The following is a 20,775-nucleotide window of genomic DNA, read 5'->3' on the forward strand; positions in this document are numbered from 1 at the left end:
AAGGCGACATAATCTTTTGTGCTCCATTTTTGAATCGTCAACTTTTGGACCATTCAAAAGGAGATAGTCAAATAATTCTTTCAGAAGATGTATGTATTTGCGAAAAATATGGTATGAGGCATTTCTTGCTGTTTGTTCAAACATTTTCCCGCCTAAGTCGTCATCATTCACCCAATCAAGCAATATGATAAAGAGGAAGAAACGGAGGTGGTCATATGGCCGTAGTGAAAGCGAGAGAATCAGACATCGCCCTTTTAGCAAGATTGATGAGAGCCGAGGCTGAAGGAGAAGGGACACTTGGTATGCTGCTCGTTGGGAATGTCGGCATTAATCGCGTCAGGGCCAATTGTTCAGATTTTGTAGGGATCCGAACCATTCCGCAAATGATATTTCAACCACATGCATTTGAAGCCGTGTTATATGGATATTTTTATCAAAGAGCAAGAGAAAATGAAAAACGATTAGCGAGAAGAGTGGTAAATGGCGAACGGTATTGGCCGGCCAAATACAGTTTATGGTATTTTAGGCCACAGGGAGACTGCCCTGATCGTTGGTACAATCAGCCTTTTGTAGGTCGGTACAAACTACACTGTTTTTATGAACCAACAGCAGAAACATGCGTCAATGTTTATACAACCTTTTAATTCGTCTGGGAGAAAAAACTTCTCATTGAAAAAACCGTCCTTTCTTAGGACGGCTTCAGAGTGTAGACAAAAGGCATCCGAATGTGCGCTTTCGGATGCCTTTTGTCACTTTTATGCTTTCAAATGTTTGGAATAGACCCCTCCAGGGGTCTATTTTATGTTATTGCTGGACTTTTCCATGTCCAGCAAGCCATCTTTTTCAAATTCATTGCAGCAAAAGTTAGCATCGCCTGCATGGACAATTTTTTTAGACCTCTTAAGGTTGTCCAACGCATACCATGCTTTTCCTTTGCATCAGCAAAAACACGTTCAATGGTTTCTTTCCGTCTTGCATAAATGCTCTTATTCTCTTGTGTATGCCGAAGATGATCAGCTTCCTCTAAATAAAATTCCCATACATGTCGCTGAATCAGTTTTTTATGCTCCTTACTTTGGGTGCACTTCGAAAGGAATGGACAATCTTTACACTGGACTGGATCAGAAAAATATTGACGATAGCCTTCCTTCGTCGTAGTTGCATATTTTAACACTTGTCCTTGCGGACAAAGATAACAATCGTAGTATTCATCGTAAACATACTCATGTTTTTTGAAATAACCATCCTTTGTACGAGGGCGAGTATAAGGTAAAGCAGGGGTCATATCATTTTCAAATATGTATTGGGCAACGGCGGGAGTTTTATATCCAGCGTCAGCAGCAACTACAACCGGTTTTCCATGTTTTTCTATGACTTTTTCAAGAAGTGGCTCCAATACGGAACTGTCATGAATATTCCCTGGCGTTACAATAGCCCCCAAAACAAAGCCATTTCGATCCGCAGCAGCATGGAATGAGTAAGCAAACTGTTTTGTTCGCTCGTCTTTTACGTAGTAACCACTTTCCGGATCAGTGGTACTTTCTTTTATTTCTTTATATTCTTCTTTCCCAAATTTATCTGGAGGAAATGGCTTTTTTCCATGTGCTTCTCGATCAGCATTTATCTCATCTTGTAGACGTGCTTGATAGGCTTTCGTTTCTTTTCGAACCACTTTCTTCTCAAATTTATGCTTATTCGCACTCGCTTTGACATGAGTAGAATCAATAAAGACATGCTCACTGCTTATCAGCTTCTTATCTGCAGCTTCTTTCAAAATGCGATAGAATATCTGTTCAAATAAGTCTGTATCCTTAAAGCGTCGCTCGTAGTTTTTCCCAAACGTTGAAAAGTGAGGTACCTTATCATAAAAACCAAATCCAAGAAACCAACGGTAAGCCAGATTCGTTTCGATTTCCTCTATAGTTTTTCGCATGGAACGAATACCGAAGGTATATTGGATGAAAGCCATTTTAATCAATACAACTGGATCAATACTTGGTCGACCTCTTTCCGATGAATACATGTCTTGAACAAGCGAATAGATAAATGAAAAATCAATAGCAGCGTCGATTTTACGAACCAAATGATCTGCAGGTACAAGTTGGTCTAAAGCTATCATTTCTATTTGATCACGATTCATCTGTGTATTTTTTGTTAGCACTTCATCCACCTCAATTCATTACGGTATCTTAATTATACAAAAAAAGACTGTCGGCAAATCCGGTTTTTTCGGATTTGTCGACAGTCTGAAACCGTCCTTTCTTAGGACGGCTTTTTTCGTTGTGATGGACAAAAATGGAGAATCTTTGGTTGAAACACAATATTCTTTCAAATGGCATTGATTTAATGGATTTGGTCTATTTGTATGAAACGAATGAAAGTAACTTGTTTTTTCCGCATAGTGAAACATTTAAGATGAATTCAGGCCAGCAAAGTCTTATTGGGTGTTTATCAACTATTTTCGTAGTATAGTATAAGAAACGATGCATTTACAAGTAAGGAGAAGAGGATCAGCAAATGAGACTTGTATCGTGGAATGTCAACGGCCTTCGGGCTTGTGTACGCAAGGGATTTCTCGATTATTTTCAAGAAGTGGATGCAGATATCTTTTGTGTTCAAGAGACGAAATTGCAATCCGGACAAATTGAATTGGATTTAAAAGGCTACCATCAATATTGGAATTATGCAGAGAAGAAGGGGTATTCCGGTACCGCTGTATTCACGAAAGAAGAGCCCTTATCCGTTCATTACGGACTGGGCGACGTTGAAAACGAGCCGGAAGGAAGAATAATAACATTGGAGTTTCCAAAGTTTTATTTGGTGAATGTGTACACCCCTAATTCACAAAGGGATCTGGCAAGGCTTCCTTATCGTTTGGAATGGGAAGATCGAATCCGAAGTTATCTCATCGATTTAGATAAGGACAAGCCTGTTCTTTTATGCGGGGATCTCAATGTCGCTCACCAAGAAATCGATTTAAGGAATCCGAAATCCAATCAAGGAAATTCAGGTTTTACAAAAGAAGAAAGGGCGAAAATGTCGGAATTGCTGAATGCGGGCTTTATCGATACGTTTCGATATTTTTATCCCGAAAAAGAAGGGGCTTATACATGGTGGTCCTATATCAATAAAGCAAGAGAGCGCAATATTGGCTGGCGAATCGACTATTTTATTGCATCCAACAGATTATCCAGTTTTTTAAAAACGGCTGATATTCACTCTCATGTGATGGGAAGCGATCATTGTCCGATTGTCTTGGAGATTGATTTCTCGAGATTATAAAAGGATGCAATGCAAGTACTGCATTTTGCAAAGGAAATAAAAGAACCGTAGTGAGAATGATAAATCGCGGCGATTCGGAGCTTGATGATTTGTCCCGTGTATTCTTGCGTTTTGAAATTCGCCAAAAAAATATCCTAAGTGGATAGATTTATTCAAACCGTTCAATATCGGTTAGATTCAATTTTGACATTAGGAGGGGTCAACGATGAATGAACGAGGCATTCGCCGTATTCAATCAGTAAACTTAAAACAAAACAGTCCCATCCATCAAAATGGATATGTATTAGAACCAGGAAATTGGAAAGAATATGATCCATTTTTGATGTTGATGGAAGATGTTTTCCAAAAAGGAGCTTTTGATTTTCACCCTCACCGCGGCATTGAAACAGTGACATATGTGATCGACGGAACACTAGAACATGAAGACAATCAAGCGGGTAAAGGAAAATTGGAAGCAGGAGATGTTCAATGGATGACGGCAGGAAGAGGGGTTATTCATAAAGAAGATCCGGCGCCTGGTTCCACCGTTCACAGCTTGCAGCTGTGGATTAATTTGCCAAAAATAAAGAAAATGACTGAACCACGTTATCAAAACTTAAAAAGAGAAAGCGTACCGGTACGGAAAGAGGAGGGGGCCGTCATACGTGTTTTTTCAGGCTCTTCTCAAGGTGTAAAAGCAAAAACACTGAACCATGTGCCTATAACGATGGTGGAGATCGACTTGGAACCGAAAGCTAGCATAGTTCAGGATCTTCCGGGCAGCTATAACGGATTTCTTTATGTTTTGGAAGGAAGCGGATTTTTTGGCGTGGATGAAACGGAAGGCCGTGCCGGACAAGTGCTCTTTTTAACTAGGGATAACGAAGATTCAGATAGTATCATTAAAATAACAGCGAAAGAAAAGATGCGGGTGTTATTGTATGCCGGTGAACCGATCAATGAACCGGTGGTAGCGTACGGACCGTTTGTGATGACAACACAAGAAGAGATTCGCCAAGCAATATTGGATTTCCAAAACGGAAAATTTCATCAACAGTGATTTTTTCCGTCATCCGGCATTGAAAGAGTGAGGGAATGGTTGCATCATTTCCTCACCCCATGGCCTTATAAAGCAGATGAAAAAATGAACTTGGATGAGTGTTCACAAGAGGAAAGCGGTTTTTCATATTGCCCTTTCCTTTTTTTATTCTTATTCGATGATCCCTGTTGCAACAGGTGACGGCCTTTAAGAAATGCCGTTCTCAGAAGAGAGGGGTGAACCAGTAGAAGTATGCTGATTGACCCATTCACGAGCGGTATTCGAAACAGTAGACCAATTGGGGATTTCGTTGCTGTGTTGGGAAATCCAATCGAAGCAGAACTGTGGATCGATGTTGTGTTCCAAGCATTGAGATAAGAAAGACGAAATGTTCGCGTTATTACAATTTTGCCACGATCCGCATGTCGAACTCCAAATCTCTTCCATCGTTTTTTGGACAAAATGAGGAGTTGTCGTATTCGTTGAAAAATTTTCTTTTGCCAACTGAATTCCTCCCTTTTCAGTAAAAATGCCTCTTTAGAAGTATATCCAAAGAACCATTAGCCATGCAGACCCCATCACCCTTTTCCATAACCTTTGCGCTATCTTAATAAAAGAAGTTTCAAAATGATGTCGTATGTATTAGATAGCAAAAAGATTGCAACAAGATCTGATGCATTGATAAAAAACGGTTTGAAGATACAAGATTAGAGATTCTCCTTTTGACCTATACTAGAACTGATGTGTCTCTTCTTTAAGATTCAAATGATAAAGCGGGTGACGAACATTGTCTTGTCAATCAAGCGAGGAGTTAAATGAATTATTATTGGAAGCGAAACATTATACAAAATACGGTACGGTAGCTGATTATATTCCCGCTTTAAAAAAAGCGAATCCTCATGACTTATCAGCCACTATATACTACCCCGACGGAACGTGCCTATCGGCAGGGGACATACAACAAAAAATGACATTGCAAAGCATTTCGAAAGTACTCACTCTTGCATTGGCACTGATGGATTGCGGGGAAGAATCCGTGTTTCATAAGGTCGGATATGAACCAACAGGAGATCCTTTCCATTCTATTTTAAAATTGGAAATAAACAACCCATCCAAACCTTTAAATCCGATGATTAATGCCGGGGCTTTAGCTGTGACTCATATGATTAAAGGAAAAAACATCGAAGAACGATTTCAACGCATTTTGCACTTTGTACATGAATTAACCGGAAATTCAAAAATTACTTATTCTCAAGAAGTGGCGAAATCGGAGTTTGAAACTTCTTTTATCAATCGTTCTCTTTGCTATTACATGAAGCAGGATGGAATTATCACAGAAGATGTGGAAGAACTGATCTGTCTTTATACAAAACAGTGCGCTATTGAATTAGATTGTTTTGACTTGGCCAGAATAGGGGTTGTTTTCGCGATGGACGGGGTAGAACCGATGACTGGAAAAAGACTCCTGCCGGCCGATATAGCGAGACTTTGCAAAACGTTTATGGTAACATGCGGTATGTATAACGCTTCCGGTGAATTTGCTTCTAAAGTAGGGATTCCGGCAAAAAGCGGGGTTTCGGGCGGAATTATGGGAGCGGTGCCTAATCGATTGGGAGTATTCGGCCCGGCTTTAGATCGTAAAGGAAACAGCATAGCGGGAGTGAAATTGTTGGAAATGCTGTCTAAGAAGTATTCTTGGAGTATGTTCTAACACTCTCCTATTCGCGTCATTTCGAGCAGATACTCAAAAAAGGAGAGAAACGGTCAAACAACCCGCTTTTCTTTTGTGATCGCAAAACGGCGAATTATTTAGAAACAGCAACATTTCACCTGTGATAAGTTTTTCGACCGAAAGATGGTTATGAATGAAATGAAAAGATAAAAGAAGGTTCGGTTCTTAAAGCAATTCCCCCTCTTCCGTCAAACAGAAGGAGAAAAAAGAAGAGGGGAAAACTCAAACGCAATGGTGGCGTTTTTATTTTTCTTCATGTTTGATAATTTGATATCCCCCGACAAATAGTATTACAACCGAGGCAATATACAACAAAGTCATAAGAGCAAAATACACGGTCATTCTCTCCTTTCCTCGAATTCCAATGATAAGGGCAACGAATGAAGGTTGAAAGGAGCAGCCATTCAAAGAAAAATGAAGAACTGCGCTATTGATTTGTAAATGTATGATTCCTTTTCTCACGTGTGGCTGTTATCCATCTAAAATTCGTTGCTTTGAATCGTAAAAGATCATCATCCATACTTAAGTAGGGAGACTTTTTATTATTCCCGCTGTTTTTTGTTTTGAAAAACAATTGGTCAAAACATCTTGCTACTATTATTATATAAGACTTTCGTATTTTCACAATCACTATGTTGCAAAATCCATCAAATTGAAACAATTTTATCGATCTTCAGTTCCATTATGAGTAAAGATTTGCCCGAGAAAAGATTCATGCCGTTGACATTTTGAAATCATTTAGATTTCTGTTCGATCGTAATTCTTCCGGTTTGTTTACTATTTTCATCCGATGGCTTTTGTATTTACATAGCGGATGGCAAATAATAAACTTAATATAAAGAAAAGTCAGTATATTCATAAAGAAAGAAGGTTTATCATGATGTGGCATGAAACGGAAGTGACGAAAAGATTATCGTTAAAGTATCCCATCATTCAAGCAGGGATGGCTGGCGGAATTACTACGCCTGAACTGGTTGCGGCTGTATCGAATGCAGGAGGTTTGGGGATGATCGGGGCCGGTTATATGACTCCGAAAGATTTGGAATCATCCATTCAAAAAGTAAAGGAGTGGACTGACCAACCATTTGGGGTGAATTTGTTCGTTCCTGAAAATCCGGTTATTGTTCAAGAGGAAATAGAAAGAGCAAATCAATTATTGGAACCCATTCGCCAAAAGTTGGGGATCGAAAAGAAAAAAGAAGATCCGATACTGAACAACTCCACTTTTGAAGAACAGATTCAAATTGTTATAAAAAACAAAATTCCCGTCGCAAGCTTTACATTTGGCATCCCGCCGAGAAATGTGATCGAGCAATTAAAAGACAACGATATTGTGGTAATCGGAACGGCTACAACCGTAAACGAAGCCATACAAAATGAAGACGCCGGGATGGATATGATTGTCGTCCAGGGAAGTGAAGCGGGTGGACATAGAGGGAGTTTTGCGGAACCATTTGACCAAGCGATGATTGGAACCATAACGTTAATACCGCAAGTATCCGATCGGGTGAAGATTCCGGTGATCGCGGCCGGCGGGATTATGGACGGGAGAGGTGTGCTGGCATCGCTAATATTAGGAGCGCAAGCCGTTCAGATGGGAACAGCTTTTGTGACCTGTAAGGAAAGCGGAGCTCATGAACTGCACAAAAAAGCAATTTTAAACAGCAGCGAAGAGCAAACAGCGATCACGTCGGCCTTCAGTGGCAAGCCGGCAAGAGGGGTGAACAATGAATTTATAAGGATGATGAAAAACTATGAGAGGGAATTGCCGCCGTATCCTATTCAAAATAACCTCACCCAAACCATTCGTAAAGAAGCAGCCAAGCAAGGAAAAAGAGAATGGATGTCACTCTGGTGTGGACAAAATCCACGTCTTAGCCAACATGTAACGGCAGCAGAATTGATCCATTCGGTGGTCGATCAAGTAGAAAAAAGCCTTAAATCAATAGAGTTCCAAAAAGTAAACAGTGAAAAATAGTTTTCGTATTTTTGTTTTCAAAGCATCTGAATCCAATATGTGATGAATAGGCCTGATGGTGAAATTGGCGTTATTACGTTATGAAGCCGGTTGTTATGTTGCACAAGCTTGCCTCAAACTTTCACCGCAAAGAGGATGACGAGAGAGCGGATGATGAAGCTTGTGCAACCTCAGTAGCAATGAAGGAAATACCTGCCCCAAGTCACGCACGGTTCGATGACTTTCTCTTTCCTGTATGCCATCCAATCCATTCTATATTTATTGAGTTGATTACCTTAACGTATCGATTCATTTTCGTCATCATGGAAGAATCGATCAATATTTATCAATCACAGTCTTCCCGACTAGGATATATCACGATACGACAAGGGATGAAATCTCTTGGACTGTTGATTTCTATCCTGTTTTTAAAAGTGTTTGAACGGACGAAACAATTATCCATTGCCATGAATTCCAGAGGCTACGGGGATGAAATTTTGTTTTTTGATCCATCTTATCGTTATTCCCTTGTCAATTGGTTTATCATTTTACTTATATTGGCAGGAATGGCCTTTATCTATGTACAGTTTGGAGGAATTTTATAATGCAGCCAATTCTTTTTGACATCGAAAATTTAACTCATTGTTATGCGGATGGCACCATCGCTTTAAGAAACCTCTCCATTACGGTTAAGCAGGGAAAGAAAATAGCCATATTAGGTAATAACGGAGCCGGGAAATCTACATTGCTGCTGCATTTGAATGGTATTCTGCAACCGACAAACGGAACCATTCGTTTTAAAGGCAAAGAAGTGAAATATGATCGAAAATCGCTTCTATCATTACGCAAGCATGTGGGAATTGTCTTTCAAGATCCGGATTCTCAATTGTTCTCGGCTAATGTCATTCAAGATATTGCTTTTGGCCCGCAAAATTTGGGTCTGCCAAAGGAAGAAGTGTCGCGAAAAGTGGAATGGGCCATGGAGCAGACAGAAACGACAGAATTTAGCGATAAGCCGACCCATTTTTTAAGCTTAGGACAAAAAAAACGTGTCGCCATAGCAGGGGTGCTCGCCATGGATCCTGAAATCATCATTCTAGATGAACCTACAGCAGGACTCGATTCTTATTTTTCAAAACAAATCATGAAGGTATTAGATCACATCCAAAAACAGGGAAAAACCATTATTTTGTCTACCCATGATGTGAATCTAGCCTACCAGTGGGCTGATGAAATTATCATCATGTATGATGGAGAAATCTTGTGTTATGGCGATCCGGTCACCGTATTTGAACAAGCTCATTTGATAAGAAAAGCTCATTTAGATGCACCATGGGTTATGGAAACCTTCCAATTTCTCGTACAAGAAAAATTTTTTTCTGCAAATGAAGCGATCCCTCAAATCAAAGAAGAATTGTTTCAAAAGATTAGCTCTATAAAAAGTTGGAATTCAGGCAAAATTTCCGGATGAAAAAACTCACGCCCTTTATATGGGAATTAGTCAGAATCAACGAATGACTTATGTTTACTTTGAAAAGTACTGCGAAGAATCCGGAGTAAAAACTGTTCAGAGAAGAGGGTGAGATCGGGAGGCGTTTTCAATTATGTTGAAATAGGATAAAACATCATTGTTGTCCCTAGTGCGGGAAAGAAACGAAGTGTGTTTATAACTATTGATGACAGATCGCAAAACGTCTCAAGTTGGTTTAGAATATCGATCAAAAAAGGTCGATATGTTTGTACAAGCGATAATGGTTCCCGGAAACAATCTCGATTATGCTAGATACCATATCAACGAACATCGATTGAGCGGAATACGGTTGATCATTTGATCCAAAGCAAGTTAAACCACTGCCACTTTTTATGAGTATAAATGAAAGAAGGTATCAAACCATCATGATTAATGAGAAGGCGCAACAACCGTCAGAAACTCTAACGAAGAACGGCTTCGTATGAAATAGGTGTTCATATTGGACAAAGGAGTCGACAGACATCATTTATCTTGCAAGAAAAAGAAACTTCCATTTCCTCAAAAATATTGAAGACGAATCAAAATCCTTCTCATAAAGTGCTTCTACCCGTTCGTTCTCCTGGTCAGTTTATTAAACAAGACCATAACAATCTGTAAACTTATGCACCCGTGTAATATCCTTTCGCAATGTGCTTATAGGTTCCAACCTTATTTTACCGTTTTAGAAAGAAATTGATCTATTAAAGGATTTTAACGGGAAAATCAAGATTTTCCATGCTTGTTTAGATAAGTATCAAATAATGACGAATACAAGGTGAAACGTACCACAATTTACTGAATAAGTGTGGTAAAATGAACTTGATAAATGGGGATCATTTGTAGATGGCCAACACTTTTCATCTTTCGAGTGAAGTGTCTATTTATTCATTGGGATTGTTTTTTCCAATGGAATCAACTTAAAGGGGAAACTCGTATATAATGAATTAAGTAGACATTTAAAGAAATAAATTTGATAAACAGAATTATGGCTTAAAGGAGTCTTCGATATGGGACATCATCACAGTCATGGAAGTCATTCACATGCACATCATGCAAATCGAAAAGCATTGCTATATAGCTTTTTTCTGATTTTCTCTTTTCTCATTGTGGAACTGATCGGTGGAATCATGACGAACAGTCTTGCGTTGCTATCTGATACAGGACACATGTTAAGTGATGCAGCGGCATTAGGTTTCAGCTTGTTAGCTTTGAAAATAGGGGAAAAGCAAGCAAATGAAACGAAAACGTACGGATATAAACGTTTTGAAATTTTAGCTGCATTGTTGAATGGACTGACACTATTGCTTATTTCGGTCATGATTTTCTATGAAGCATACCAACGTTTTTATTATCCACCTAAAGTAATGAGTTCGGGAATGTTGACAGTCGCAGGAATGGGGCTGATCGTCAATATTTTAGCTGCATGGATTTTGATGAAAGGGGATAAGAACGACAACCTAAACATAAGAAGCGCCTTTTTACACGTGCTGGGGGATTTGCTTGGATCTATCGGGGCCATTGTTACCGGCTTGCTGATATGGCTTTTTGGCTGGAATATTGCCGATCCGATAGCCAGTGTATTGGTTTCTGTTTTAATTATGATCAGTGGTTGGCGCATAGTGAAGGACTCTATCCATATTCTGATGGAAGGGAGACCATCGAATATTGATTTGCAAGAAGTAAAAAATCAATTATTGTCTTTGGCGGGAGTCACCAATGTTCATGATTTACATGTATGGTCCATTACTTCAGATTTTCCTGCTTTAAGCTGTCATCTTGTCGTCCGTCCTCAAATTGATAGGGATCAATTATTATATGAGGCAAGAGAGAAGCTGCATAAACAATTTGGCATTCATCATACCACTATACAAATAGAAGAAACGAAAAAATGTACGGAAGTAGATATTTGCAATTAATCTCCCTTTAAACGAGGGAGATTTTTCATTTTATTTTTTACAGCAACAATTATAGTCGTTAAAAGATCAAATATACGGCTAGAATACGACTTTTTTTATGGCTATTAAGACATTTGAAGCGATACTATACTATATCATCCTATTTTTATTTGCTTATATAAGCATATTGTTATATTATGATATATGAATGGAGGAGTGGTAAAATGAATCGAGTGGTTACGAATATAGACGACGTCGCGACAATATTAAAGTTATTAGGCGATAAAACTAGACTTACCATGATGGCGTTATTAGACAATAAAAATTGTTGCGTATGTGAGTTGGTTGAATTTTTTCAGATGAGTCAACCCGCCATTAGCCAACATCTCAGGAAGTTAAAAGATGCAGGTTTACTAAATGAAACCAAGAAAGCCCAATGGGTTTTTTATTCTGTCAATAAGGAACATGAAATGTATTCGCTCATTCAAGATATATTGGCTCATGTTCCTGACCAGCAAGAACAATTAAAAGAACTTGAAGAAAAAGGCACAAGAATTTTATGTGAATAACGATAGAGGTGATTTTTTGCTTTCCGTCCTACTAGCATCATTGATTTTCCTCGCAACTTTAATATTTGTGATTTGGCAACCCAAAAACTTATCTATTGGCTGGTCTGCATGCGGGGGCGCTCTGCTATCTATTATGGTAGGTGTAGTAGATTTTCAAGATGTCCTAACTGTGACAGGAATTGTGTGGAATGCGACTCTTGCTTTTATTTTTATTATTATCATATCAATGATTTTAGATGAAATTGGATTTTTTGAATGGGCAGCATTACATATGGCAAAAGCGGCAAAAGGAAACGGAGTAAAGATGTTTATCTTTGTTTCTATTTTAGGAGCCATAGTAGCCGCCTTTTTTGCGAATGATGGGGCAGCCCTCATTTTAACTCCCATTGTTCTTGCCATGGTACGAGCTTTACAATTTGATGAAAAGAAAGTACTGCCTTTTATTCTGGCAAGTGGTTTTATCGCAGATACAACCTCATTACCGTTTGTGGTTAGTAACCTAGTAAACATTGTTTCCGCCGATTATTTTCATATTAAGTTTGTTGAGTATGCAACGCGCATGATCATTCCTACCGTTTTCTCGTTTGGAGCCAGTATTTTGGTTTTATATTTGTATTTTCAAAAAAATATACCAAAACAATATGATGTGTCTCATTTAAAGAAACCAATTGAAGCCATTAAGGATCAAAAAATGTTTAAGATAGCTTGGAGTGTATTAAGTATTTTATTAGTAGGCTATTTTATCAGTGAATTTACTAAAATTCCTGTGTCTATCATTGCAGGAGTGGTCGCACTTGTTTTCTTGTCCATTGGAAGAAGAACCCCAGCTGTTCACGTTAAACAAATACTAAAAGGTGCACCATGGGAAATTGTCTTTTTTTCTATTGGTATGTATGTTGTCGTCTACGGATTAAGAAACGTAGGATTGACGAATGTACTGTCTGACGCGATTCAAGCCGCGGCAAATAAAGGTTTACTTGTAGGAACCATTTCAATGGGGTTTATCGCAGCGATTCTTTCATCGATTATGAATAACATGCCTACCGTAATGATTGATGCTTTAGCCATAGCTAATACAAACACAACCGGAATCATTCGTGAAGGACTCATTTATGCGAATGTGATTGGTTCTGATTTAGGGCCTAAAATTACCCCAATCGGTTCTTTGGCCACCCTCCTTTGGCTGCATGTATTATCGACGAAAGGAGTCAAAATTACTTGGGGAACCTACTTTAAAAACGGGATTATTTTAACCGTACCAACAATACTCATTACACTGATTGGACTTTATTTATGGTTGCTTATCATCTAATAAAGGAGCATGTGAAAATGAAGAAGAAAACCATTTACTTTTTATGCACCGGAAACTCTTGCCGCAGTCAGATGGCAGAAGGTTGGGCCAAAAAATATCTTGGTGATGACTGGGAAATATATAGTGCCGGCATTGAGGCCCACGGATTAAATCCGAATGCAGTAAAAGCCATGAAAGAAGTGGGGATTGACATTGCGAACCAAACATCGGATGTCATTGATCCTGACTTGTTAAACAATGCGGATATGGTGGTAACATTATGCGGGCATGCTGCTGATAACTGTCCAGTAACACCGCCACATGTGAAGCGCGTACACTGGGGATTTGACGATCCTGCAAAAGCGGAAGGGACAGAAGAAGAAAAATGGGCTGTATTCCAGCGTGTTCGAGATGAGATCGGGGAAAGAATTAAGCGATTTGCAGAGACGGGTGAATAAAAGTATTATTGTCTATACAGAAAAATCAATATTATTAACATCAATTTATAGCCGTCACTTGCAGCCGAGAGAGTGTTCTCTCGGCTACTATTCTACAGTAAGGAAGGTATATTGTGTGAAAAAGATCAACCAAGCAATGTGTGAACCTACGAGTAAATGGGTTTAAAACATCAATCTTCATTAACAAAAACCGCGATGAAGTGAAAAAGGGACAACAAGACAGTCTTAAGGAACTTGGAAGTTCACAAATCTTATCCCGACTAAATTCACACATGGGTCTGAAAGGAGTAGCACTAATGAAATACACACTAGTTGAAAGAGATCATTTTCAAGTAGTTGGAATAAAGAGAGAAATTTCGTTTGTCAATAATGAGAATTTTGAGAGTATTCCAAAATTATGGGATCAATGGAAGAAGGATGGGACAGTTGATTTATTATTTAAGTTGAACAATGGTGAAATAAAAGGTGTATTAGGTGTATGTGCCGCTAACAGTCATACTCAATCGAAGCAAGTAATGGATTATTGGGTAGCAACTGAATATGATGGCAAAACACCTGACGGACTATGTAATTTGAAAATACCTGCATCAAAATGGGCTGTATTTGAAGTTCACGGACCGATGCCTGAAGCTATTCAGAAAGCATGGGTACAAATTTTTTCAGAATGGTTCCCATCTAGTGGCTATAAGCACGCAGGAACACCAGCGTTAGAAGTGTATACAAATGAAGATCCCGCCAGCCCTGATTTTTATTCGAAAATTTGGGTGCCAGTCAATTGACCTGCTCGTCATTTTCTGCCCTGCCAACTGTCGCTAGTCTTCAAGTTTTTGAACACTCCCTATAGCCAAAAAAGCCGTTGTGAACTTCAGTGACTTTTTTGGCTCAATCGAGAGTTAAGTGGTTAGCTCACGGATCACTTTCGAAAGAAGAACCATTCCTCTATTCAAATCAGCTATAGAAGCATAGGAATAAGAAAGTCGAAGATACTGAGTCGCATGTTGATCGTAGACATTTCCTGGATTCAATAGAATTCCGTGTTCTAATGCTTTTTCAAAAAGTTCACGTATAGAGAGTGAAGGTAATAAGCGAAGCCATATATAAAAACCGCCTTTTGGAACAGACCAGGTCGCAATGTCGGAAAAATACCTTTGCAATGAATCAATCATGACCTCTCTTCGCACCTTCAATGCTTTTCTGACCTCATCCAAATGGCGATGGTATAATCCGCTTGAAAGCCATTCCGCAACCGCCCACTGGGACAAGGAACTGGATCCGTAATCGGTTTGCATTTTAATATCCGCCAATCGCTCAATGACAGGGATCGGCCCAACTACCCAGCCGATTCTCAAGCCGGGACTCAATGTTTTCGACATGCTCCCGAGATACAGAACAAGTCCATTTTTATCGATGGCTTTCAAAGGCGGGGGAGGCGGAGAATCGAGCCAAAGTTCCCGATATACGTCATCTTCAATAATCGGCAGTCGCTCCTGTTCACATACATCCATCAATTCTCTTCGTCTTTCTTCAGACATCAAAATTCCTGTTGGATTATGGAAGGACGGGATCGTATAAAGCAACGCAGCGTTTTGCCGCTTTTTTTGTTCCGTAATCGTTTTTATTTGAACTCCATCTTCATCTATAGGAAGTCCAAATAATCGCATCCCGGCAGATTGAAACACATGCAGGGAATACAGGTATGATGGTTTTTCTAGAAAGATCGTAGACCCTCGCTGCAAGAGGCCCATTGAAATCAATTGCAATGCTTGTAAAGCTCCGGACACAATCAAAATGGAAGAAGGGGAAGCCTCAATTCCTATGGTTTTTAAATATCCGCTAAGCTGTTCCCTAAGAAACAGCAGCCCTTTAGGCTCTTCGTAGCCTAGTGAATTGATGCGGTCCGGCAGTCGTTTAAAGACTTCTTTCATCATCTCACGAGGAAATAAATCAGGCGAAAGCTCTCCTGTTCCCAGCCGGATGATATTTGGAGCAAATTCTGCTTGATTGATTTCCTGTATCGTAGGCAAATTAGGATAATGGCTCCCTGCTTGCACATAGGAATACCAATCTGGGGGCGGGGTAGAATTCATCAAGGACCACGTATTGTTAATAATCTTGGTACCGCTCCCGCTTTTTCCTTCCAGCAATCCATCAGCAATCAACTCTTCCACGGCCGCTACGATCGTACTGCGGTTCACCCCCCATGCTTGGGCTAATGTACGTTGAGGCGGGATTTTCATCCCTACAGTCCATTCTCCTGTTTTAATTTTTTCTTTTATATATTTTTTGATTTGGATATAGAGGGGAGTTGGAGATGATTTGTCGGGTTTCCAATCCAATTCGATCATGAAAAAATTCTCTCCCATAAAAAATTTTTGAATTCATCTATTTGGATGAGTCTTTAGAGAAGATAGGGCATTAAACAAAAAGCTCTCCTTTCATAACTGTGACAGCTTTACCGGATAATAGGACACGGTTGTTTGCCATTTTGACCTTTATCATTCCTCCTCTGGCTGAGGCTTGATAGGCAATAAACTCGTCTTTGTTTAATCGGCGCTTCCAATAAGGGCCCAAACAACAATGTGCCGAACCGGTAACGGCGTCTTCGACAATCCCTTGTACGGGAGAAAAAAACCGAGAAATGAAATCAAACCTTCCGGAACTTGATCGGCTTGTCACGATGACTCCACGAATTGGGAGTTGGGCAATGGAATCGATATCAGGTATGAGATTTTTTACTACATCGTCTGACTCGACTTCGACGATATAATCAAGCTGATTTTTTCCTACGTATTTTGGTACAACTCCCAATGCTTGAATCAGTCTGTCCGGAGCATTGATTTCGTGGTCCGGAGCGGATGGAAAATCAAGTTCAATCCAGCCATTCTTTACGGTGGCAGTCAGTACTCCGCTTTTTGTGCTAAAACTTACTGGATTTTCCGCTTTTATGTATCCCATCTCCCATAAAACGTAGGCGCTAGCCAAAGTTCCATGACCACAGAGGGGGATTTCCATAGACGGAGTAAACCAACGCAAGCTGAATTTGCCATTTGTATGTTTGATAAAAGCAGTTGTTGGCAAGTGGATCTCCTTCGCTACCTTTTGCATCCATTCCGCATCTTTTGATTCCGGTAAAAAACAAACAGCAGCAGCGTTTCCCGCAAATGGTTGATCCGTAAACGCATTTATTAGAAAAATGTTCATTTCGTCCTCTCCCCATAATGCTTGTTTTGATTATACAACTTGGTTGGTATCGAATCCAACCAATTGGTTGGAGACAACGATTGATATTCGAGTAAAATGGTATTCATACGATAGCAATAGGGGGGATTTGAATGACAGAAGCCTTCATTCACGGACTTATTCTCGCATTTGGACTAATCCTTCCTCTTGGCGTCCAAAACGTTTTTGTTTTTAATCAGGGGGCCCTTCAGAAACGCTTTATCCATGCTTTCCCGGTCGTGTTAACGGCTTCAATATGTGATACACTTTTAATCACCCTTGCTGTTTTGGGTGTATCTCTTATGGTTTTGGGTTCTTTTTGGATCAAAACGATCCTATTAACCACTGGAATGGTGTTTTTGTTCTATATGGGGTGGAGTACTTGGAAAAGCACTCCTGCTGCTGAAAAAGGAAAGAACGAAAATACTGCCAAAGAAACTTTTACTCCTTTAAAACAAGTTGTGTTTTCGGCATCGGTCTCGTTGCTGAATCCTCATGCGATCATGGATACGGTTGTAGTGATCGGAACGAGTTCACTTCAATACAATGGGTCTGAAAAAATGGCCTTCTCACTTGCTTGTATTCTGGTTTCTTGGATCTGGTTTGCGGGACTGGCAGTGGCTGGCCGGATAACAGGGGAGATAGATAAATCTGGACGCTTGATGAGGATTTTCAACAAAATTTCAGCATTGGTAATGTGGGGAGCAGCCATATATATTGGATTCACGCTGATAATATAAAAGCCGGGTTTCTGGATCACAGTGGTGGAAATCATTCGTAACGAGGTTTCATTTTCCTCGCCAATGATTGAACTATCAATACTAAGATTAAAAACTCTTGTAAGTCTATTAAACATAGTAATAGTCTAAAAGTGAATCCAGTTACTGATGACGATCATAATAGGGAGATCAAGAAGCAGTGGAAACTTTTTAAGCGGAATCGAAAGGAGGAGTTAGGATTGAAACACCCGTTTGCACATTATCGTTCTTTATTTCCTGTTTTAGAGTCGAAAATCCATCTGGCGAGTTGTTCGCAAGGCGCCATTTCAAAAACTGTATCCGAATCGATTGAAGAGTATATGAATAGTTTATTATCGATGGGCGTTAATTGGAATCAAGCCATAAAGGAAGTGGAAAAGGCAAAATCCAGTTTTGCAAAATTAATTGGTGCTGCACCTGATGAGATTGCTGTATTCAGTTCGGTATCTGACATTTTTTCTGCTATTGCTTCTTCTCTTTTTTTTGAAAAAGGTAAAAATATCGTTGTGACTACAGATATGGACTTTCCAACCGTCGGTCATGTATGGCTTGCTCAGGAGAAATTTGGAGCAAATGTGAGATTTATTCCTTCACAACAAGGAGTGATCCCTTTAGAATATTACGAACGTTATGTAACTTCTGATACGCTCATCACATCCATTTCCCATATTGGTTATCACAATGGATTCAAACAAGATATTCAAGCAATCGCGGAAATTGTCCATCGTAAAGGTTCTCTTTTATTGGTGGATGCTTATCAATCAGCAGGACAAGTTCCTATTGATGTAAAGAAAATGGATATTGACATATTGGCGGCAGGAACGAGGAAATACATATTAGGTATTCCGGGCATATCCTTCTTATATATAAAAAAAGAATTAGCAGAAAAATGGAAGCCTCGTATAACAGGATGGTTTGGTCAAGAAAATCATTCGAAATTCAACGTTCATCAATTCACATTAGCAGCTGGAGCACGTCGTTTTGAAACTGGTACACCCTCTTTTATCAGCGCTTATGCCGCTGCCGCCGCTCTTCGTTTGCTTCTTGATATAGGAGTGGAGAATATATCTTCTTATTTAAATCCATTAGCTCAATTCGCATTAGATTATGGACAAGAAAAAGGATTACACGTTGCTGGGCCTCTATCTGCTGATCAGCGAGGCGCCATGACAGCTTTTTATGTGAAAAATGCTGAGCAGATTGAATCTATTTTGAAAGAGAGAAATATCATTGTTTCTGCAAGAAACGACGTCATCCGAATCGCTCCCCATTTTTACAATACGCAGGATGAAATTCGGCAGGTGATTGACGAGTTGACAACCGCTCTTATACAAACGAACGGGGGAAATGAATGAGATGGACATTAAGAAAAAGGGACATGAAACAGGCGCCAATGGAGTTAATTTGACAATATATGAGCATTTTGCAAAATTAGATTTTTATTAAAAAGAGTTTTAAAAGAAACCCAAATAAATTGGGGTATTTTGTATCTTTGGTTTACAAATATTCTGTTTGTCCTTTTTTGGGCGTACTTGCAGAATTTTTCGCTTTAAAAATTTTTTAAGCGGTTTGTTGCTTTTTACTCTCTTTTGCCATTGCGAGAGCTGAAACCAGTAATACGATGGCGTTCAAGTAAATATGAGTTTTTACTTTATCGATTCCCCACACATGCAGGGAGTTCGCTGTAAGATAACTTTTCATTCTTGAATTGCACCGTTCTACACTGGTTCGCTCATTGTAAAGTTCTTTCCAACGTTTGGAATCGCGGTGTGGATTAGAGTACCGGCGAAGATCCTTATTCACGTTAATTTTTACTACCATTCCATAGTTGGAGGATGAACAGGCTGCCATTCCTAATGGGCAATCCACTTTTCCGGTTGCGTGTGGACATCTGAATTTGAGCTGATCCTTATTGGCTCCCCAATAAGTCATTTCGTACCCCATAGAACAGCGTGGGGTTCCATTGGAGGCAATTCCTTCGGGAGGCTCCTTTTCATTACGCAAATTGAGTGGAATAATAGCTTGAGCCCCAATGTTCTTGGCGGATTCGTAGTTTTTAAGCTGGTCGTACCCACCATCCATTATCAGGAAATCAATTTTAGAGTTTGTACAACTCTTTACTTGTTCAATTAATTGTGGTGCGACATCCCCATCGTTGATATGAGCAGGGGTTACTTCAATCGCCATTGGTAATTCACTTTTGGTGTCAACGGAAAGATGCATCTTATAGCCAAACCAAGTCATTTTATTACCGAAGGAATCAAACTTTGCCCCCCAATTGGCGTTGCCTGTTTGTTCACTTCGCTTCTTAGGCTGCTTCTTTTCGTAAGCATCAATGGCGGCACTGTCGATAGCCTGATGTTTTCCATCAATTACTCCTTCCTCTTGAGCTAACTGGACGAGATCTTGAAAGATTCTTTTCACGAGTCCAGTTTTGGTTAGTGAAGAAAATACTCGGCTAAGAGTAGAGATGGATGGTGCAGGCCTGCTAATATCTAAACCACATTGGTAACGAAAACGCAGGTCATTTTTCAATCGATTGTGAAGAGAAGTAAAAGTATCAATACCTTCTAATGGGGCAGCGATAAGAGCCCTTAATATCCCTTCTTTGGAATGTCCTTCAGCCCCTTGGGGTGAAGAACTTTTCAATTGTTTAGCATAAGGACGCAAATCTAGAGCACTAAAAAAGATCGGTAATTTCTCTTTTGACTCTAAAATTTGCAATTCTTCAAAGGAAAATAGACTTTCTTGTAGAATATACAAAGTGACTTCCTCCTTGTGGATTTTTGTGGTTTGGTCACTTCAAAATTCTACAAATAAGGGGTGAAGTCCTTTTTTATGCTTTAGAAAACCTTATGGCTCTTGGGTTGAAAAATGTGCAAAATGCTCAATATATAAAAAAGAGCATGCCAAATGCGAATTTTTGTTTGAAAAATGTTAAGATTAAAATAAAGATTTATCCACTTTCACCAGCCTTCACAAAGATTGAATCGCTGATTTGTCTTCATTGGGCTTATCAAAGAAGTTATCCTGTTGAACGATTAAAATGAGGCATGGACTTGTTACTCGATTGAATAAACTATAGG

At 39.5% G+C, this 20,775-nt stretch carries 19 protein-coding genes; 14 read left to right on the forward strand and 5 right to left on the reverse strand.

Annotated features, from left to right (window positions below):
• Nucleotides 1-215 precede the first annotated feature (215 nt).
• Nucleotides 216-644: a cell wall hydrolase gene (locus NST12_RS07285; RefSeq protein WP_048623253.1), complete on the forward strand. Its 429-nt coding sequence runs from the start codon at nt 216-218 to the stop codon at nt 642-644.
• A 155-nt stretch (nt 645-799) separates the two neighbouring features.
• Here the strand turns inward: NST12_RS07285 and NST12_RS07290 are convergent, their stop codons facing one another.
• Nucleotides 800-2,161 (reverse strand): IS1182 family transposase, encoded by a 1,362-nt coding sequence (locus NST12_RS07290; RefSeq protein ID WP_048622333.1) that lies wholly within the window; start codon nt 2,159-2,161, stop codon nt 800-802.
• Between the two features lie 356 nt (nt 2,162-2,517).
• Between NST12_RS07290 and NST12_RS07295 the strand changes: the two genes are divergently transcribed.
• Nucleotides 2,518-3,282: an exodeoxyribonuclease III gene (locus NST12_RS07295; RefSeq protein WP_048623254.1), complete on the forward strand. Its 765-nt coding sequence runs from the start codon at nt 2,518-2,520 to the stop codon at nt 3,280-3,282.
• A gap of 205 nt (nt 3,283-3,487) precedes the next feature.
• On the forward strand, nt 3,488-4,321 hold the full coding sequence (locus NST12_RS07300) for a pirin family protein (protein ID WP_327805584.1): 834 nt from the start codon (nt 3,488-3,490) through the stop codon (nt 4,319-4,321).
• Nucleotides 4,322-4,507: 186 nt separating this feature from the next.
• On the opposite strand, the gene NST12_RS07305 is transcribed toward NST12_RS07300, so the two are convergent.
• A complete protein-coding gene (locus tag NST12_RS07305; RefSeq protein ID WP_341029282.1) occupies nt 4,508-4,804 on the reverse strand; it encodes a hypothetical protein in 297 nt (98 codons plus the stop codon).
• A gap of 283 nt (nt 4,805-5,087) precedes the next feature.
• On the opposite strand from NST12_RS07305, the gene glsA reads away from it, so the two are divergent.
• The 9 genes from glsA (at nt 5,088) to NST12_RS07350 (ending at nt 14,491) form a co-directional block, all read left to right on the forward strand.
• Nucleotides 5,088-6,011: a glutaminase A gene (glsA, locus tag NST12_RS07310; RefSeq protein ID WP_341100742.1), complete on the forward strand. Its 924-nt coding sequence runs from the start codon at nt 5,088-5,090 to the stop codon at nt 6,009-6,011.
• Nucleotides 6,012-6,912: 901 nt separating this feature from the next.
• A complete protein-coding gene (locus tag NST12_RS07315) occupies nt 6,913-8,010 on the forward strand; it encodes an NAD(P)H-dependent flavin oxidoreductase (protein WP_341030477.1) in 1,098 nt (365 codons plus the stop codon).
• A 95-nt stretch (nt 8,011-8,105) separates the two neighbouring features.
• Nucleotides 8,106-8,594, forward strand: a complete 489-nt coding sequence (locus NST12_RS07320; protein ID WP_341029287.1) for an energy-coupling factor transporter transmembrane component T family protein — start codon at nt 8,106-8,108, stop codon at nt 8,592-8,594.
• The gene (locus NST12_RS07325; RefSeq protein ID WP_341029289.1) at nt 8,594-9,460 is read left to right on the forward strand and encodes an energy-coupling factor ABC transporter ATP-binding protein; all 867 of its coding nucleotides are present in this window, start codon (nt 8,594-8,596) and stop codon (nt 9,458-9,460) included. Before NST12_RS07320 ends, NST12_RS07325 begins: the two co-directional genes overlap by 1 nt.
• 1,046 nt (nt 9,461-10,506) lie before the next feature.
• The gene (locus NST12_RS07330; protein ID WP_341029292.1) at nt 10,507-11,415 is read left to right on the forward strand and encodes a cation diffusion facilitator family transporter; all 909 of its coding nucleotides are present in this window, start codon (nt 10,507-10,509) and stop codon (nt 11,413-11,415) included.
• Between the two features lie 203 nt (nt 11,416-11,618).
• A complete protein-coding gene (locus NST12_RS07335) occupies nt 11,619-11,963 on the forward strand; it encodes an ArsR/SmtB family transcription factor (RefSeq protein WP_341100745.1) in 345 nt (114 codons plus the stop codon).
• A 16-nt stretch (nt 11,964-11,979) separates the two neighbouring features.
• Entirely contained in the window at nt 11,980-13,275 is a 1,296-nt protein-coding gene (locus NST12_RS07340; protein WP_341102149.1) for an arsenic transporter, read from the forward strand.
• A 17-nt stretch (nt 13,276-13,292) separates the two neighbouring features.
• Nucleotides 13,293-13,712, forward strand: a complete 420-nt coding sequence (arsC, locus tag NST12_RS07345) for an arsenate reductase (thioredoxin) (RefSeq protein ID WP_341100747.1) — start codon at nt 13,293-13,295, stop codon at nt 13,710-13,712.
• Nucleotides 13,713-14,008: 296 nt separating this feature from the next.
• Nucleotides 14,009-14,491 carry a GyrI-like domain-containing protein gene (locus NST12_RS07350; RefSeq protein WP_341029296.1) on the forward strand — a complete coding sequence of 161 codons (483 nt, stop codon included), beginning with the start codon at nt 14,009-14,011 and terminating at the stop codon, nt 14,489-14,491.
• 114 nt (nt 14,492-14,605) lie between these two features.
• Here the strand turns inward: NST12_RS07350 and pdxR are convergent, their stop codons facing one another.
• Nucleotides 14,606-16,057, reverse strand: coding sequence for a MocR-like pyridoxine biosynthesis transcription factor PdxR (pdxR, locus tag NST12_RS07355; protein ID WP_341100750.1), 1,452 nt, complete (start codon nt 16,055-16,057; stop codon nt 14,606-14,608).
• Nucleotides 16,058-16,127: 70 nt separating this feature from the next.
• Entirely contained in the window at nt 16,128-16,913 is a 786-nt protein-coding gene (locus NST12_RS07360; protein ID WP_270584617.1) for a PhzF family phenazine biosynthesis protein, read from the reverse strand.
• 131 nt (nt 16,914-17,044) lie between these two features.
• On the opposite strand from NST12_RS07360, the gene NST12_RS07365 reads away from it, so the two are divergent.
• Nucleotides 17,045-17,671 carry a LysE/ArgO family amino acid transporter gene (locus tag NST12_RS07365; protein WP_341100754.1) on the forward strand — a complete coding sequence of 209 codons (627 nt, stop codon included), beginning with the start codon at nt 17,045-17,047 and terminating at the stop codon, nt 17,669-17,671.
• Between the two features lie 218 nt (nt 17,672-17,889).
• Nucleotides 17,890-19,044, forward strand: coding sequence for an aminotransferase class V-fold PLP-dependent enzyme (locus tag NST12_RS07370; RefSeq protein ID WP_341100757.1), 1,155 nt, complete (start codon nt 17,890-17,892; stop codon nt 19,042-19,044).
• A gap of 205 nt (nt 19,045-19,249) precedes the next feature.
• Here NST12_RS07370 and NST12_RS07375 read toward each other — a convergent pair whose 3' ends face one another.
• The gene (locus NST12_RS07375; protein ID WP_270583607.1) at nt 19,250-20,452 is read right to left on the reverse strand and encodes a transposase; all 1,203 of its coding nucleotides are present in this window, start codon (nt 20,450-20,452) and stop codon (nt 19,250-19,252) included.
• Nucleotides 20,453-20,775: the final 323 nt, after the last annotated feature.

The sequence above is a fragment of the Bacillus sp. FSL W8-1127 genome (genome assembly GCF_038006725.1).
GTDB classification, from domain to species: Bacteria; Bacillota; Bacilli; order Bacillales; family DSM-4216; genus Bacillus_O; species Bacillus_O smithii.

What these genes read in the sequence shown, in the direction of transcription:
- NST12_RS07285 (WP_048623253.1), top strand. Translation starts at nt 216, where the DNA reads ATGGCCGTAGTGAAAGCGAGAGAATCAGACATCGCCCTTTTAGCAAGA.
- NST12_RS07295 (WP_048623254.1), top strand. Translation starts at nt 2,518, where the DNA reads ATGAGACTTGTATCGTGGAATGTCAACGGCCTTCGGGCTTGTGTACGC.
- NST12_RS07300 (WP_327805584.1), top strand. Translation starts at nt 3,488, where the DNA reads ATGAATGAACGAGGCATTCGCCGTATTCAATCAGTAAACTTAAAACAA.
- NST12_RS07315 (WP_341030477.1), top strand. Translation starts at nt 6,913, where the DNA reads ATGTGGCATGAAACGGAAGTGACGAAAAGATTATCGTTAAAGTATCCC.
- NST12_RS07320 (WP_341029287.1), top strand. Translation starts at nt 8,106, where the DNA reads ATGTTGCACAAGCTTGCCTCAAACTTTCACCGCAAAGAGGATGACGAG.
- NST12_RS07325 (WP_341029289.1), top strand. Translation starts at nt 8,594, where the DNA reads ATGCAGCCAATTCTTTTTGACATCGAAAATTTAACTCATTGTTATGCG.
- NST12_RS07330 (WP_341029292.1), top strand. Translation starts at nt 10,507, where the DNA reads ATGGGACATCATCACAGTCATGGAAGTCATTCACATGCACATCATGCA.
- NST12_RS07335 (WP_341100745.1), top strand. Translation starts at nt 11,619, where the DNA reads ATGAATCGAGTGGTTACGAATATAGACGACGTCGCGACAATATTAAAG.
- arsC (WP_341100747.1), top strand. Translation starts at nt 13,293, where the DNA reads ATGAAGAAGAAAACCATTTACTTTTTATGCACCGGAAACTCTTGCCGC.
- NST12_RS07350 (WP_341029296.1), top strand. Translation starts at nt 14,009, where the DNA reads ATGAAATACACACTAGTTGAAAGAGATCATTTTCAAGTAGTTGGAATA.
- pdxR (WP_341100750.1), bottom strand. Translation starts at nt 16,057, where the DNA reads ATGATCGAATTGGATTGGAAACCCGACAAATCATCTCCAACTCCCCTC.
- NST12_RS07360 (WP_270584617.1), bottom strand. Translation starts at nt 16,913, where the DNA reads ATGAACATTTTTCTAATAAATGCGTTTACGGATCAACCATTTGCGGGA.
- NST12_RS07365 (WP_341100754.1), top strand. Translation starts at nt 17,045, where the DNA reads ATGACAGAAGCCTTCATTCACGGACTTATTCTCGCATTTGGACTAATC.